The organism is Nonomuraea sp. CA-141351 (assembly GCF_050944675.1).
Lineage (GTDB): Bacteria > Actinomycetota > Actinomycetes > Streptosporangiales > Streptosporangiaceae > Nonomuraea.
Genome location: NZ_CP191982.1, coordinates 9,729,113 through 9,744,440, shown reverse-complemented (window position 1 = coordinate 9,744,440; position 15,328 = coordinate 9,729,113). Strand labels below are relative to the sequence as shown.

At 67.5% G+C, this 15,328-nt stretch carries 12 protein-coding genes; 2 read left to right on the top strand and 10 right to left on the bottom strand.

Going from position 1 to position 15,328, the window contains the following annotated elements; all coding sequences use genetic code 11:
- Positions 1-283: 283 nt before the first annotated feature.
- Positions 284-1,441 (bottom strand): PP2C family protein-serine/threonine phosphatase, encoded by a 1,158-nt coding sequence (locus ACQPWU_RS45670; protein ID WP_433432082.1) that lies wholly within the window; start codon positions 1,439-1,441, stop codon positions 284-286.
- A gap of 324 nt (positions 1,442-1,765) precedes the next feature.
- On the opposite strand from ACQPWU_RS45670, the gene ACQPWU_RS45665 reads away from it, so the two are divergent.
- Positions 1,766-2,989: a glycosyltransferase 87 family protein gene (locus ACQPWU_RS45665; RefSeq protein WP_433432080.1), complete on the top strand. Its 1,224-nt coding sequence runs from the start codon at positions 1,766-1,768 to the stop codon at positions 2,987-2,989.
- 56 nt (positions 2,990-3,045) lie between these two features.
- Here the strand turns inward: ACQPWU_RS45665 and ACQPWU_RS45660 are convergent, their stop codons facing one another.
- The 7 genes from ACQPWU_RS45660 to kdpF all read right to left on the bottom strand — a co-directional run bounded on the left by ACQPWU_RS45660 (position 3,046) and on the right by kdpF (position 11,333).
- Positions 3,046-3,360 carry a hypothetical protein gene (locus ACQPWU_RS45660; RefSeq protein ID WP_433432078.1) on the bottom strand — a complete coding sequence of 105 codons (315 nt, stop codon included), beginning with the start codon at positions 3,358-3,360 and terminating at the stop codon, positions 3,046-3,048.
- A 76-nt stretch (positions 3,361-3,436) separates the two neighbouring features.
- Positions 3,437-4,105 carry a response regulator gene (locus ACQPWU_RS45655; protein WP_433432077.1) on the bottom strand — a complete coding sequence of 223 codons (669 nt, stop codon included), beginning with the start codon at positions 4,103-4,105 and terminating at the stop codon, positions 3,437-3,439.
- The gene (locus tag ACQPWU_RS45650; protein ID WP_433432075.1) at positions 4,102-6,639 is read right to left on the bottom strand and encodes a DUF4118 domain-containing protein; all 2,538 of its coding nucleotides are present in this window, start codon (positions 6,637-6,639) and stop codon (positions 4,102-4,104) included. Before ACQPWU_RS45650 ends, ACQPWU_RS45655 begins: the two co-directional genes overlap by 4 nt.
- A gap of 1 nt (position 6,640) precedes the next feature.
- Positions 6,641-7,456 (bottom strand): potassium-transporting ATPase subunit C, encoded by an 816-nt coding sequence (locus ACQPWU_RS45645; RefSeq protein ID WP_433432073.1) that lies wholly within the window; start codon positions 7,454-7,456, stop codon positions 6,641-6,643.
- The gene (gene kdpB, locus ACQPWU_RS45640; RefSeq protein ID WP_433432070.1) at positions 7,457-9,580 is read right to left on the bottom strand and encodes a potassium-transporting ATPase subunit KdpB; all 2,124 of its coding nucleotides are present in this window, start codon (positions 9,578-9,580) and stop codon (positions 7,457-7,459) included.
- Positions 9,581-9,582: 2 nt separating this feature from the next.
- Positions 9,583-11,244 carry a potassium-transporting ATPase subunit KdpA gene (gene kdpA / locus ACQPWU_RS45635; protein ID WP_433432068.1) on the bottom strand — a complete coding sequence of 554 codons (1,662 nt, stop codon included), beginning with the start codon at positions 11,242-11,244 and terminating at the stop codon, positions 9,583-9,585.
- Positions 11,244-11,333, bottom strand: coding sequence for a K(+)-transporting ATPase subunit F (kdpF, locus tag ACQPWU_RS45630; RefSeq protein WP_433432067.1), 90 nt, complete (start codon positions 11,331-11,333; stop codon positions 11,244-11,246). The genes kdpA and kdpF overlap by 1 nt, the downstream gene beginning before the upstream one ends.
- A 678-nt stretch (positions 11,334-12,011) precedes the next feature.
- On the opposite strand from kdpF, the gene ACQPWU_RS45625 reads away from it, so the two are divergent.
- Positions 12,012-12,404: a hypothetical protein gene (locus ACQPWU_RS45625; protein WP_433432065.1), complete on the top strand. Its 393-nt coding sequence runs from the start codon at positions 12,012-12,014 to the stop codon at positions 12,402-12,404.
- A gap of 346 nt (positions 12,405-12,750) precedes the next feature.
- Here ACQPWU_RS45625 and ACQPWU_RS45620 read toward each other — a convergent pair whose 3' ends face one another.
- Positions 12,751-13,251 (bottom strand): hypothetical protein, encoded by a 501-nt coding sequence (locus tag ACQPWU_RS45620; RefSeq protein WP_433432063.1) that lies wholly within the window; start codon positions 13,249-13,251, stop codon positions 12,751-12,753.
- Positions 13,248-15,230: an amino acid permease gene (locus ACQPWU_RS45615; RefSeq protein WP_433432061.1), complete on the bottom strand. Its 1,983-nt coding sequence runs from the start codon at positions 15,228-15,230 to the stop codon at positions 13,248-13,250. Before ACQPWU_RS45615 ends, ACQPWU_RS45620 begins: the two co-directional genes overlap by 4 nt.
- Positions 15,231-15,328: the final 98 nt, after the last annotated feature.

Below are 15,328 nucleotides of genomic sequence, written 5' to 3'. Positions count from 1 at the left end.
CTGACGTCCACCAGGCGCAGGGAGACCGAATCGTATGCGATTCCATCCCGCTGCTCTCCTTCGTGAACCCGCCGCCCGTGTGCCCGGCCCCTGGCGCGGCAGTTTGAGACGCGTTCGAGGTGTTCGTGCACCCTGGTGAGCAGGCACGAACCGGTGTGGTCGGGCCAGTGTGGTCGGGCTGGATGCCAGGACACCCGGCTTGTCGGCTCAGTTGCCAGGCTGGGGCATACCGCTGACGGTGGCCGGCAACAAACAGCTAGGGCGGGCGACGTCCAGGACGGCATTATCCCCGGACAGTGGATCGATCCGGATCTGGGACAGCTTGTGTATCACTTGTGGATGTGATGGCGGCCCGGGAATCGGGATACCTCTCGCCATTCTGTACCGCACGTCCTTGTCGAGGAGTCTCCGCCTGCCAGGGCTCCCTACAGCGTAGGAGCAACATCGCCGCGTCGTCCTGCAACGGCCCGTCGACGTGGGCCACCAGATCCAGGCGGAGCTTCTCCAACGCCGCCTCCGGGTCATCGCCGTCCAGCAGGTACGAGCGCTCCGCTAGCGGATAGAAGCAGCCCAGCCGGTCTCGTGCCTCGATCACCCCGTCCGTGTAAAAAAGGATCTGGTCGCCAGGTTCGAAAGCGATCTGGTGCGGCGTCGGCCGCTGTGCCTGGAGATCAGGCAGCCCGAGCGGCGCGGCGAAGTCGTCCGGTTCGACAAGAACAACTGCCCCGTCGGCGCGTAGCAGCAGCGGGGCTGGATGACCGTAATTGAGCAATGTCAGGGTCCCGCCGGCGTCGGCCTCGGCGACGATCGCCGTCACGAACTCCTCGCCCGACAGCCGCCGGTTCAGCGCCCGCTCCAGTCGTTCGGTCACTCCGAGCAGATCGGCTTCATCGTGGGCGGCCTCGCGAAACGCGCCGAGCACCGTCGCCGCGCTCTCCACCGCCTCCAGTCCTTTGCCCTGCACATCGCCGACGATCACCCGTACCCCGGTCGGCCCTGTCACCACCTCATACAGGTCCCCCCCGATGCGCGCCTCCGCGTTGGCGGAGGTGTAGGAGACGGCGACACGCAAGTGCCCGGCGCGGCGCGGCACCGGCCGCAGCAGAACCCGCTGTGCCACCTCCGCCACCGACCGGACACTGGCCAGTTCTCGTTCGCGTCGCTGCCGTCCCATCGCCGCCAGGACGCCGGCCGCTGTCACCCCCGCGATGGAGATCAGACTCAGATTGCCCTGCCGCGTTCCGAACAGCTCGTCATAGACCCCCAGCAGCAAGGACAGCGCCAAGGCCACCAGCCCGATGACAACCGTCCGGCGGACCCGCCCGACCAGGCTCGCGAACGCCGGCCCCAAGGCGAGCAGCGACAGATATCCGTACTGAGGTCCGGCCAGAAGATCGACGCCGGACACGACACCCATCATGACGAACGGCCAGGCGGCCATCAGCCGAGCCGTACCAGCCTGATGCGTCCAGGGGCGGCTCGCCACGTGGTGCCTCCAGGGGAATCGACAGCTGTTTGCCGACCAGACTTCCCGGCGCACCGCCGTCACTGTAACCCGCGTTCGCCTCATACGACAGTCCTATGCGAAACCATGACCGCACGGCCGGCGTGATCGCCATGGTCCTGTAGGCTTTCTCCACGTATGTCTTCGCGGGCGTACATGGTGTGCCGGGAAGTCTGGTCGGCGTGAGGGCAGAGGCTTCCGACAAGACGAAATGCAGATCACCATGTATCCCATTTCCGCTCCCATGCTGGGCGGCATCGCGTGAACCAGCCGATCCTTACCGCTGTCCTCCTTGCCGCGGGGCTCATCCTGGCGATCGCCGCGCAACGGTATGGCTGGCGTCCCTCCCTGCGCACGACGCTCCTCGCGGCCGTGGGCTTGCGCTTGGCCATCCTGGCCATCGCCGCCGTGGCAGAGTGGCAGCCGGTCGACTTCGTGCAGAGCTTCCAGCCCGCTGGAGAGGCGATCCTGCGGCACGAGGATCCGGTGCTGTCCACCGACGGGTCGTGGCGGTTCCTGCCGATGATCCCCTATGCCTACGCCGCCACCCTGGCCGCCGGCATCCCCTGGGAAGTGGGTGGACGGCTGGTCACGGTGGTTGCTGATGTCATCCTGGTCATCTTGGTCGGCAGGCTCGCGGGCCGGGATCAGGAGGCTCTGCGGCGTTTCCAGTACGCCTGCTGCCCGCTCGCGGTGATGGTCGCCTCCATCCATGGTCAGGTGGAACCGGTCTCCCTGGTGTTCCTGGTCGGCGCCTATCTCGCTGCCCGCTCCGGCCGAGGGCCGGCTGCCGGGATCTTGTTCGGCCTTGCCCTGTCCGCCAAGAGCTGGCCGATCGTCTTGTTGCCTGTCCTGTTGCTGATGCTCACGACCTGGCGGCAGCGCCTTGTCGCGCTCCTGGCCTCCGGCGCGGTTCCGTTGCTGTTCTTCGTGACGCTTCCTCTGGGGGCGGGTACACCTGTCTCTCGGCTGCCCGAGGTGGTGGCGATGCTGCGCTGGGTGCGACCCATCGTCGGGGAATGGGGCTGGACGGCTTGGTTGACGGGTGGCAACTGGGCGTTGGAACCCACCTATGCGACGATCGGCCAGGCGCTCATCTATGCCGTCCTGATCATCGTCTTCTGGCTGTGGCGTCGCGGCGATCCGGTGGATCTGACGTCGGCGATGCTGCTGGCGTTCATGGTGGTGACGCCGCGGCTGGGCGCTCAGTACCTGCTGTGGTTCGTCCCCTTCCTGATCGCACGTCCGACCCGCTGGAGCCAGACCGCGCTCGCGGCCTGCGCGCTGTGGGCCGGGCTCGGCTACATCTACCTCACCCAGTTCGACCACACCGGTTGGGCCGCCCATCACTCGTGGTGGGCCATGAGCTCGATTCTGGTGATCCCGCTGCTAGTCCTGGCCATGCCCTGGGATCGCAGGAGCAGGCCGGGCAGCGGCACTCCGCAAGAAACAGCACCAAGACACATCGCAACAGCCGCCACATAGCCCGGGATTCCGAGCCCCGGGTCGCACCGGCCGCAAGTCATGCGGACGTGCCGCTATCACATGCGCGGATCCGGCGGCGAGCGACGTTCACGGTTCAGGTCGTGCCACTGCTCTTCCAGCGTCTTGACCGCTCTTGCGGCAACCCACCAATGCCGCAGCAGGCGAAGTCGCCACGACGCCAACCAGGTTGACCAGCCCGCCAGGAGCCCGGCCAGCAGGACGCCGAAGATGATCTCCACGATGCCGTGCGGTCTCGGCGCCACTCGTCCCTGGCGGTCGAGCCAGATCTGGGCGCGGGTGTCGGAAAGGTGGTCCAGCGGTAGCCGCACCATGCCGCTACGCGGCACGCCGGCCTCGTCCTGCCAGGTCACGCCGGCGACGATGGCATGCCTTGTCTTCGGAGCCCGTTCCGAAGGATGGTTACCGGGAGATCACGCTGGAGCGTGATCAGGGAGTGAAGCGGTAGCCCATGCCCGGTTCAGTGATCAGGTGTTGCGGGCGAGCGGGGTCGCGTTCGAGTTTCTTGCGCAGCTGGGCCATGTACTGACGCAGGTAGTGCGTTTCCTTGACGTGCTTGCTCCCCCATACCTCGGTCAGCAAGTATCGCTGGGGGATGAGCTTGCCGGGGTTGTGCAGGAGGACCTCCAGGATGTGCCATTCGGTGGGGGTGAGCCGCACGCCTCCGGAGATCGTCTTTCCGACCAGGTCCACCGTGTGGTCACCGACCTTGATGCTGGACAGCTCGGCTTCCTGTACGGCGGCGCGGCGGGAGACAGCTCGGATTCGGGCGAGGAATTCCTCGATGCTGAACGGTTTGGTCACGTAGTCGTCGGCGCCGGCGTCCAGTGCTTCGATCTTGTCCTGGTTTCCGGCCCGGCCGGACAGCACCACGATGGGGATCCGGGTCCAGCCGCGAAGTCCATGGATGACGTCCACGCCGTCGATGTCGGGCAGGCCGAGATCGAGCACAACCAGGTCGGGCTGCCAGTCGGCGGCCTGGCGCAGGGCGGAGGCGCCGTCCGCGGCGACGGCGACCTCGTAGTGGCGGGCGGCCAGGTTGATGCGCAGCGCGCGCAGGATCTGCGGCTCGTCGTCGACAACGAGGATCTTGGTCATGGTGTCACCGCCCGGGATGAGATGGGCATCTTGATGATCATGGTGAGACCGCCGCCGGGGGTCTCCTCGGGTTCGAGCGTGCCGCCCATGGCCTCGGTGAGCCCACGCGACAGGGCCAGGCCGAGCCCGACGCCGGTACCGTTGGGGCGATCGCCAAGCCGCTGGAACGGCAGGAAAACCCGCTCATAGGCCTCTGCCGCGATGCCAGGACCGCGATCGATCACGCGGATCTCGACCACATCATCGTGCCAGCTGGCCGTGATGAGCACTTTCTGATCCAGCGGGCTGTAGCGGACGGCATTGCTCATCAGATTGACCAGCACCCGTTCCAACAGCGCCGGATCGGTCTCGATCTCGGGCAAGTCGAGGGGGATGTCACCCTCGACGCGGTCACGGAGCGGGCCGAGGTCGTCGATGGCGCGGGGGACGACCTCATCCAAGGCGATGGGCTGGAGCGCCAGGCCGAGCACGCCGGCCTGCAGGCGGCTCATGTCGAGCAGGTTCTCCACCAGCCGGTCCAGCCGGTCCAGGGATTCGTCGGCGGTGGCCAATAGTTCCTCGCGGTCCTCGGGCGTCCAGGTGACGTCGTGGCTGCGCAGGCTCTCGACGGCGGCCTTGGCGGCTGACAGCGGGGTGCGCAGGTCGTGGCTGACGGCGGCGAGCAGGGCGGTGCGCATCTTGTCGGCCTCGGCCAAGGGTCTGGCCTGTTCGGCCTCGGCTTGGAGGCGTTCCTGGCGGAGCGCGACGGCGGCTTCGGCGGCGAAGGCCTCCAGCACCCGCCGGTCGCTGGCGTCCAGCAGCCGGCCGCGGACGGCCAGCACCAGCCTGTCGCTGATCGTCACGTCGGTGTCGGCCGCGGCGGGCGCAGTGCACGGGGCGGTGCCGGAGCTGGCGATGATGCGCCAGGCGGCGGCCTCGGACTGGTCGTCGGGGGTGGGTTCGCCGAGGCGTTCGAGCAGGGTGACGGACTCCAGGGCGAACGTTTCGCGCAGCCGGCCGAGCAGCGACGGCAGCGCGGCCTCGCCACGGAGAACGTGCCCGGCCAGGGTGGACAGCGCCTCGGCGTCCGCACGGGCGCGTGCCGCTTCCCTGGTACGGCGCGCTGCCAGGTCGACGATCGAGCTCACCGCAGCTGCCACCAGCACGAACACGGTAAGTGCGAGGAAGTTCTCCGGATCGGCGATGGTCCAGGTGTACAGGGGCGGGGTGAAGAACCAGTTGAGCAGCAGGAAGCCGCCGACGGCCGCGGTGAGGGCGGGCCACGTGCCACCGATGAGGGCGACGCCGATGACCAGGCACAGGAACAGCAGAATCTGGCTGGGCAGCGAGAGCACGTCCCGTAGAGGTGAAAGGGCGGCGGTCAGCAGCGGCAGACCCGCCGCTGCGGCTGCCCATCCAGCCAGCCTGCGCTTACTGGTCAACGCGGCGCGGGACCGGTCCGGACGTCCGCGGCCCTTCTTGGCCTCCTCGTGGGTGACCAGGTGGACGTCGATCGGACCGGAAAGAGCGGTGGTCTCCACCCCGACGCCGCGAGAGAAGATCTGGGCGAACCGGCCCCTTCTCGATGCGCCGAGGACGAGCTGGGTGGCGTTAACGCCGCGGGCGAAGTCCAGCAGGGCACGGGGAATGTCGTCACCGACGACCTGGTGGTAGGTGCCACCCATGCTCTCGACCAGGGAACGCTGGCGGGCCAGGTTGGCCGGCCCGCCCCCGGCCAGCCCGTCGGCCCTGGTGACGTGGACGGCCAGCAGGTCGGCGCCCTTGGTGCGGGCGGCGATGCGGGCCGCTCGGCGCACCAGGGTGTTGCCCTCCGGGCCGCCGGTCAGTGCCACCACGACGCGCTCGCGGGTCTCCCAGGTGGCGGCGATGCCGTGCTCGGTCCGGTAGCGGTCGAGCTGGTCGTCGACCTTGCCCGCGACCCACAGCAGGGCCAGCTCGCGCAGAGCGGTGAGGTTGCCGACACGGAAGTAGTTCGACAGTGCCGCGTCCACCTTCTCCGGGGCGTAGACGTTGCCGTGGGCCATGCGGCGGCGCAGGGCTTCGGGGGACATGTCGACCAGCTCGATCTGGTTCGCGCGCCGCACCACTTCGTCCGGTACGGTCTCGCGTTGCGGGATGCCGGTGATCTGGTGGACGACGTCGTTGACGGACTCCAGGTGCTGGATGTTGACGGTGGAGACGACGTCGATGCCGGCGTCGAGGATCTCGTCGATGTCCTGCCAGCGCTTGGCGTTCTTCGAGCCTGGCACGTTGGTGTGGGCCAGCTCGTCGATCAGCGCCGCCTTCGGCCGGCGCGCGATGACCGCGTCGGTGTCGAGCTCGGTGAAGGTGGCCCCCCGGTGGACCAGCGTCTTGCGGGGGATCACCTCCATGTCCTCCAGGAGGGCGGCGGTGTGGGGGCGGCCGTGGGTCTCGACGTAGCCCACGACCACGTCCCGGCCGCGTTCCAGGGCGCGGCGGCCCTCGCCGAGCATCGCGTACGTCTTGCCCACCCCGGGGGCCGCCCCGAGGTAGACCCGTAGCCGCCCGCGCATGTCAGGCCCTATCGAGTGCGAGGTTGAGTTCGAGCACGTTGACGGCGGGTTCGCCCATGAAGCCCAAAGCGCGGCCGGTGGTGTGCGCGGCGATCAATGCCTTCACGCGGTCAAGCGGCAGCCCGCGCTCTCTGGCCACGCGGGGCGCCTGCAGTTCGGCGTAGGCAGGCGATATGTTCGGGTCCAGGCCGGAGGCGCTGGCAGTGACCGCATCGGCCGGAACAGCGGGCGTGCCCGCGTTGCCGCGGACCGGGACGGTCTTTCCGGCTGCGTAGTCCTCGCCCGGCTTGGCGCACTCTACCCGCAGCCCTTGGTAGGCGGCGATGAAGGAGGTGGCGGGGCAGGCCTGGTTGACGCTGACAGCATGGTCGGGGAAAACCTTGAGCACCGCGCCGACACCGTCCGGCGTGCAGTACGGGCGGGCGCCGCTGACGCCCTCCAGCTCGCCGACCGCCTTGGAGCGGGCGCACACCTGGGTGAGCAGCGATTTCCGGTCCTGCGTGTCGATCACGTCCTCGGGGCCGAGGTTGCTGGCGCTGGTCGAGGTCGGGTCGTAGCCGTCGCCGGCGGCCGACGGGCGGGACTGGAAGTACTTCTTGACCGGGCCGTCGGCGTCTGTGAAGGACTGGCCGATGATCGCACTGCCGACCGTCTTGCCGTCCTTCTCGATCGGCGAGCCGTTGGCCTTGTTGTTGAACAGCGCCTGGGCCACGCCGGTGGCGACCAGCGGGTAGATGATGCCGGTGACCACCGTGAGCACGAGCAGCGCGCGGAGCGCGGCGACGTGCTGGCGGACCCAGCTGGGCATGCGGTCCATTTATGACATCCCCGGAAGGAACTGAATCAGCAGATCGATGAGCTTGATGCCGATGAACGGGACGATGATCCCGCCCAGGCCATAGACGTAGAGGTTGCGGGACAGCAGCTTGGAGGCGCTGGAAGGCCGGTAGCGCACGCCGCGCAGGGCTAGCGGGATCAGCGCGACGATCACCAGTGCGTTGAAGATGACCGCGGCCAGGATCGCCGACTGCGGGCTGGCCAGGCGCATGACGTTCAGGGCGTCCAGGCCCGGGTAGACCGCCGCGAACATCGCGGGGATGATCGCGAAGTACTTGGCGATGTCGTTCGCGATCGAGAACGTGGTCAGCGCCCCGCGGGTGATGAGCAGCTGCTTACCGATCTCGACGATCTCGATGAGCTTGGTCGGGTTGGAGTCGAGGTCGACCATGTTCCCGGCCTCCTTGGCCGCGCTGGTGCCGGTGTTCATCGCCACCCCGACATCGGACTGGGCCAGCGCGGGCGCGTCGTTGGTGCCGTCGCCGGTCATCGCGACCAGCCGTCCGCCTTCCTGCTCCTTCTTGATGAGCGCCAGCTTGTCTTCGGGGGTGGCCTCGGCCAGGAAGTCGTCCACTCCCGCCTCGTCGGCGATGGCCTTGGCGGTCAGCGGGTTGTCGCCGGTGATCATGACGGTACGGATGCCCATCCGGCGCATCTCGTCGAAGCGCTCCCGCATGCCCTCCTTGACCACGTCCTTGAGGCGGATCACCCCGAGCACCCGGCCCTTCTCCGCGACGACCAGCGGGGTGCCGCCGGAGCCGGAGATGCCGTCCACTATGTGCCCGACCTGGTCGGTGGCGTGGCCGCCGGCATCGCGTACCCACTTCATCACCGCGGTGGCCGCGCCCTTGCGGACCTCGCGCCCGTCCAGGTTGACGCCGGACATGCGGGTCTGGGCGGTGAAGGGCACCCACGCGGCGTGGGCCAGCTCGCCCGGCTGGCGTTCGCGCAGGCCATACTGCTGCTTGGCGTAGACGACGATCGAGCGGCCCTCAGGCGTCTCGTCCGCCAGGCTGGACAACTGGGCCGCCTCCGCGAGCGCATTCTCCGTGACGCCGTCCACCGGGACGAACTCCGAGGCTTGCCGGTTGCCCAGCGTGATGGTGCCGGTCTTGTCCAGCAGCAGCGTGGAGACGTCACCGGCGGCCTCGACCGCGCGCCCGGACATGGCCAGGACGTTGCGCTGGACCAAGCGGTCCATGCCGGCGATGCCGATCGCCGACAGCAGCGCGCCGATCGTGGTTGGGATCAGGCAGACGATCAGCGACACCAGCACGATCCCGGTGACGCCGTCGCCGGCAAGTGCCAGCGAGTCGCCTACGCCCGGGTTGATGGATTTGGAGAAGATCGCCAGAGGCTGCATCGTCGCGGTGGCGACCAGGAAGATGATCGTCAGCGCGGCGAGCAGGATGTTGAGCGCGATCTCGTTCGGCGTCTTCTGCCGGTTCGCCCCCTCCACCAGTGCGATCATCCGGTCCACGAAACTCTCACCCGGCTTCTGCGTAACCTGCACGATGATCTGGTCGGACAGCACCTTTGTGCCGCCAGTCACAGCCGAGCGGTCGCCTCCCGACTCGCGGATGACGGGGGCGGACTCGCCGGTGATTGCCGACTCGTCCACCGACGCGATGCCTTCGACCACGTCGCCGTCACCAGGAATGATCTCCCCCGCCTCGACGATCACACAGTCGCCCTGCTGGAGCTCGGACGCGCCGATCACGTCCCACTGGCTGTGGTCGCCGGGGTTCTTCAGGCGGCGGGCGGTGGTGTCGCGCTTGGCCGCCCGCAACGTGGCGGCCTGCGCCTTGCCCCGGCCTTCGGCCACCGCCTCGGCCAGGTTCGCGAATACGGCCGTCAACCAGAGCCACGCGACGATGGCCCAGGCGAACCAGGACGGTTCGGCGATCGCAAGGACGGTGGTGAAGGCGGCGCCGATCTCGACGATGAACATCACTGGGTTGCGCCACATCCTGGCCGGGTTGAGCTTCTTCAGCGCGTCCGGCAATGACTTGATCATCTGCTTGGGGTCGAGCAGCCCACCGCCCACCTTGCCGCCCTTGGGAGCAGGGGTACGGCCCGGCGCATGCACTGTCTGCGTGGACATGTCTAGCGAATTCCTTCTGCGAGCGGCCCGAGCGCCAGCGCCGGGAGGAACGTCAGGGCAACCAGGATGATCGTCACGCCGACGACCATGCCGACGAACTGCGGCCGGTGGGTGGGCAGGGTGCCGGCGGAGGCGGGCACGGGCGCCTGCTGGGCCAGCGATCCGGCCAGTGCCAACGCGAGCACGATCGGCAGGAAGCGGCCGAAGGCCATGCACAACCCGAGCGTGGCGTTGTGGAAGGGAGTGTTCACGCTGACCCCGGCGAAGGCCGAGCCGTTGTTGTTGGACGCCGAGGTGTAGGCGTACAGGATCTCTGACAGGCCGTGCGGGCCACCGTTCAGCATGGCCGCGCGGCCGGTCTCGGTGGCCATCGCCACGGCCGTGCCAGCCAGCACCAGCACCGGCGTGACCAGGAAGTACAGCGAGGCCAGCTTGATCTCGCGGGCGCCGATCTTCTTGCCCAGGTACTCGGGGGTGCGGCCGACCATCAGGCCCGCCACGAACACCGTGATCACGGCCAGGATCAGGATGCCGTACAGGCCCGCGCCCACGCCGCCGGGCGCCACCTCGCCGAGCAGCATGTTGAAGATCAGCATGCCGCCGCCGAGCGCGGTGTAGGAATCGTGGAACGAGTCCACCGAACCCGTGCTCGTGAGTGTCGTCGACGAGGCGAATAGGGCGGAGTTCGACACGCCGAAGCGCGTCTCGCGGCCCTCCATCGCAGCGCCGATGGCCTGCGGCACCGTGCCGCCCGCGGACAACTCGGCCCAGTTGGTCAGGGTCACGCTGATCAGGAAGATGCTGGCCATCACGGCGACGATCGCGTACCCCTGCCGGTTGTCACCGACCATGCGGCCCAAGGTGCGCGGCAGGGAGAAGGAGATCACTAGGAGCAGGAAGATCTCCAGCCAGTTGGTCCACGACGTCGGGTTCTCGAACGGGTGGGCCGAGTTGACGTTGAAGATGCCGCCGCCGTTCGTGCCCAGGTCCTTGATCGCCTCCTGCGAGGCAGCCGCGGCCGGGGTGAACGTCTGCTCGCCGCCGGTCAGCGTCGTCCACGTGCTGTGGTCCGCGAAGGTCTGGATCACCCCACCGGCCACCAGCACCAAAGCGGCGACGAACGCGATCGGCAGCAGGATGCGGATCGTGCCGCGGACCAGATCCACCCAGAAGTTGCCCAGCGTGTCGGTCTTCTTGCGGGCGAACCCGCGTACCAGCGCGATCGCCACCGCCATGCCGACGGCCGCGGAGACGAAGTTCTGCACGGCCAGGCCCGCGGTCTGCACCAGGTGGCCCATCGTGGACTCGCCCGAGTAGGCCTGCCAGTTGGTGTTGGTGACGAAGCTGACCGCGGTGTTCCAGGCCAGCGCGGGTTCCACCGGCTTCATCCCCAGGGACAGGAACAGGTGGTTCTGCAGTCGCTGGAGGCCGTACAGAAACAGGATCGACACCAGCGAGAACGCCAGTACGCTGCGGGCGTAGACGCCCCAGCGCTGCTCGCCGTCGGGGTTGACGCCGAGCAGCCGGTAGATCACCCGCTCGACAGGGGAGTGCTTGGTGCCGGTGTAGACGCGGTACATGTAGTCGCCCAGCGGCTTGTAGCACAGCGCCAGGGCGAGCAGCAGGGAGCCGATGAAGGTGATCCCGGCCAGGGTCGGGGACATCAGAATCGCTCCGGGAACAGCAGGGCCGCGACAATGAAGATCACCAGACCGGTGACCACGACGAGACCGGCGGCGTTGACGGCACTCACAGCCGCTCCACCGCCTTGATGACCAGCCCCAAGACCACGAAGACCGCGATCGTCAGGGCGACGAAGATGACGTCCGTCATCCCCACTCCTCAGATACAGGACATCTATGTTCGGCCGCCCCTACTTCGGACGACCACAAGGCAAGCAAATCCCGGATTTTGTCGGGTTCTTCCGTTCTTGACGCATTTCATACGGCGAGAGCCTGATTATTGACGCGGCCTCTACGCCCCTGCGCCGGCAGCGCTATCCAGAGCCGAGATCGCGCCGCCAGCGGAACCGACCCAGCGAAGAACCGGCCTCATCAAGGTGGCGTCGCCCGTGATGCTCCATCACGGGCGCCGGTACCGGCGGTTGGCGTAGAGCCGAAGGCCGGAGCAGGTCTTCGACGGCAACGGTAGCAGCGACGGGCGGCGCTCACTGTGTGCAGCCGAGACCTCAGCAGAGGTGGGTGGCAGGGCGGGCAGCGTATTTATTGCGTAGGCATGCGTTAAATGGGCGTCAGGCTTCCGTATGAGTGGGCGTGAACGGCTCGTCCTTGAGGGATCATGAAGAGAAATCCCCGTAGGAGCATTCCAAATGCCCGGTGCTACATCCCTGGGGACAGCCGTCCACCGGACTTGGGTCCGACCACACACGATCACGACCGTAATCTCGCTCGTGGCCGGATGCGTCGTCGGCGTGCTGGTCTCCGTCTTGCTTGTCGGGGCGCTGCACGCCTATCAGGCCACCTACCGTCAGGTCGTGGCTCAGGTGGTCGATGAGCACGCCATCGTGGCCGACGTTACCTGGTGGGATGCGGCCGGTGTGCAGCAGAGCGGCAGCGTACGGACACCGCTGGACCGCGTCTCCGACACCCAAACGCGTATCTGGCTCGATCCGCGAGGCCGACCAGCGCCCGGGCCGATAGGACCGGTGCAGATCGTTTTCGGCTTCATGCTCTCCGCGTTCTCGATGAGCATGGGGACCCGGGTGGCGTTGTCATGGCTTCGCGAACTGCGGCACAGGTGGATCGCCAGGAAGGCGGTCAGCGAGCTGGACAGGCGATGGCACCACGTGGTCGGCAAGCGTTGATCACTTCAGGGCTGTCCGTTGTCGCGGCGGCGCAGGCTGTACAAGCTCATTCAGAGTTCATGTGGCCGAGTACTTTCGCCTTGTCAGCGTGACCACCAGTTCGACGAATTCGGTACGTAGCGACGCAGACCCGCGCCGCCGCTGACAGGGCAGTCCGGGATGGCCCGCCCTCCTTTCCGATGAGCTCGCCTCGGACTGGAGGACCCGCGGCCGCGAAGTGATCAGCATGACACTGCGGCTGGTCGCGCGCTTGGGATCGGCTATGGCGTGCTGGGCTGATCATCCGGTCGTCAGTGTTGTGTGTCCGCTAGGGCAGCCGAAGCTGTTATGGAGGGATGGAGCAGTCCTATCCGCTCTGGCTCGGGGGGTGCTGAGGGCGCTGCACGGTCACTGGTTGGTTGCTTTGGGGCACTTCGCTGCCGTACGGAGGTGCGGTGTCGTACGAAGTCGTATGTTGCGACCTGTCGATCGACGTGAGGTGGGTCGAGGGTCGGGCCTGCGCCTGATGGTGAGCCGCGTTGGATCGGCCGATCATTGCGCCGAACACGGCGGCGGAGATGAGAGTCGCAACTCGGATGAGGTCATCATTGCCGTGCCAGGCAAGCTGGCCGGCCGTGTTCACCAGGAAGCCGTTCAGGAACGGCCAGGCCATCGCTCCGGTGGCAAGGGCGGCGATCATATTCCTTGCCAGCGCGGAGACCAGGAAGACCGCCATCGCGACCACCATCAACCGCTCGGTCTGGGACTGCGGCGGAAAGAGCAGCGCGGCCACGGAACAGCCCAGGGCAATTCCTGCAAAACCCGCCGCTATGGCCAGCTCGGTCGCCCACCTCTGGCCACGCATCATGCCCCCTGGGTGGTGTGGGCTTCGATAGCTGCCTGTTCGTCGGGGTGGCGGGCGAAGGCGGCTTCGGCGGAGCCGAGCTGCCAAGGAACGCTGATGACCATGACGCCGGGCCGGAACAGCAGCCGTGCCTTGAGCCGCAGGGCGCTCTGGTTGTGCAGGAGTTGCTCCCACCAGCGGCCGACGACGTATTCGGGAACGAACACGGCGACAAGATCGCGCGGGCTCTTGCGGCGGATGCGCGTCACATAGTCCAGGACAGGTCCGGTGATCTCACGGTAGGGCGAATCGAGCACGGTGAGCGGAACCGGGATGTCCCGCTCGCTCCACTCGCGCTCCAGCGCAGAGGTCTCCTCGGGCCGGGTCTGGACGGTGAGCGCGGTCAGTGTGGTCGGCCGGATAGCGCGGGCGAAGGCCAGCGCCTGCAGGGTGGGGGCGTGCAGGGTGGAGACCAGGACGACGGCGTGGACGCGGCTGGGCAGCGTCACGACCTCAGGACCGGGCCTCAGCTCCGCGGCGACGTGATCGTAATGTCGCCGGATCGCTTTCATCATGGCGAAGACCAGCGGCATGGCGATCACGACGATCCACGCGCCCTGGGCGAACTTGGCGATCAGTACGATGACCAGGACCAGGCCGGTGAAGCTGGCACCTACCGCGTTGATCAGGCGGGCACGGTGAATGGCCCGGCGTGCGGCCGGATCCGGTGCGGTGGGCAGCAGCCGGGTCCAGTGCCGGACCATGCCAGCCTGGCTGAGGGTGAAGGAGACGAACACGCCGATGATGTACAGCTGGATCAGCCGGGTGGTGCTGGCGTCGAACGCCCAGATCAGCACGCCGGCCAGCAGGGCCAGCAGCACGATGCCGTTACTGAAGACCAGCCGGTCACCGCGGCGGCCGAACTGCTTGGGCAAGAAGCCGTCCTCGCCGAGGATCGAGGCCAAGATGGGGAAGCCGTTGTAGGCGGTGTTGGCCGCGAGGATGAGAATCGCCGCCGTGAACGCAGCGACCAGGTAGAACAGCACCGATCCTGCGCCGAACACGGCCCCGGCCACCTGCGTGATGACGGTCTTCTGCTCATATCCTTGGGGAGCACCGATCAGATGCTCGACCGAGTCGGCGACGCGTACCTGTGACACGAGCGCGAGCGCGGTGATGCCGGCGAACATCGCGATGGTGACACCACCCATGATCGCGAGCGTGGCCGCGGCGTTGCGGCTCTTGGGCGGTTTGAAATTGGGCACTCCGTTGCTGACCGCCTCCACGCCGGTCAACGCGGTACAACCTTGGGAGAACGCCCGCAGCACCAGTATCGCGGCCAGCAGGCCGGTTGTCTGATGGGTGGGCGCGATATCGAAGCCGGCCGATTCGGCCACTGGGGTCTGCCCGGTCGCAATGCGCACCGCCCCCCAGATGATCATCGTGAAGACGACGGCGATGAAGCCGTAGGTGGGGATCGCGAAGACCGTTCCTGATTCCTTGATCCCCCGCAGGTTCATCAGCGCTAGCAGGGCCACCATCGCCAGCGACAGCTGCACCGCGTACGGCGCGAGCGCCGGGATCGCCGAGACGACGTTGGCCACGCCCGCGGCCACGGACACCGCGACGGTCAGGACGTAGTCGACCAGCAAGGCGCTAGCCGCGGCCAGGGAGGCGTTGCGGCCCAGGTTGGCCCGGCTGACCGCATACGCCCCGCCGCCGTTGGGGTAGGCGTGACAGGTCTGCCGGTAGGAGGCCACCACCACGACGAGCAGCACGATCACCGTGAGCGCGACCCACGGAGTCAGGTGGAGCAGGGCCAGTCCGCCCAGGCTCAGTCCGAGGAGGATCTCCTCAGTGGCATAGGCATTGGACGACAGCGGGTCGCTGCAGAAGACCGGCAGGGCAAGTTTCTTGGGCAGTAGCGTCTCACCGAGTTGGGAGCTTCGCAGCGGGCGGCCAACCAGCAGTCGCTTCGGCAAGTCGCGGACGAGCCTCTTCACGATGGCCAGCCTTACCCCGTATTACCTGGTTCGACAGTGGCCCATACGGCTTTCAGACGCCAAAAATACGGATATTGACGACTTCTTGACGCCCGGAC

Coding starts and splice junctions, on each gene's coding strand:
- ACQPWU_RS45620 (WP_433432063.1), bottom strand. CDS start 13,251: ATGATGCGTGGCCAGAGGTGGGCGACCGAGCTGGCCATAGCGGCGGGT.
- kdpA (WP_433432068.1), bottom strand. CDS start 11,244: ATGTCCCCGACCCTGGCCGGGATCACCTTCATCGGCTCCCTGCTGCTC.
- ACQPWU_RS45645 (WP_433432073.1), bottom strand. CDS start 7,456: ATGGACCGCATGCCCAGCTGGGTCCGCCAGCACGTCGCCGCGCTCCGC.
- ACQPWU_RS45650 (WP_433432075.1), bottom strand. CDS start 6,639: ATGCGCGGGCGGCTACGGGTCTACCTCGGGGCGGCCCCCGGGGTGGGC.
- kdpB (WP_433432070.1), bottom strand. CDS start 9,580: ATGTCCACGCAGACAGTGCATGCGCCGGGCCGTACCCCTGCTCCCAAG.
- ACQPWU_RS45670 (WP_433432082.1), bottom strand. CDS start 1,441: ATGGCCGCCTGGCCGTTCGTCATGATGGGTGTCGTGTCCGGCGTCGAT.
- ACQPWU_RS45655 (WP_433432077.1), bottom strand. CDS start 4,105: ATGACCAAGATCCTCGTTGTCGACGACGAGCCGCAGATCCTGCGCGCG.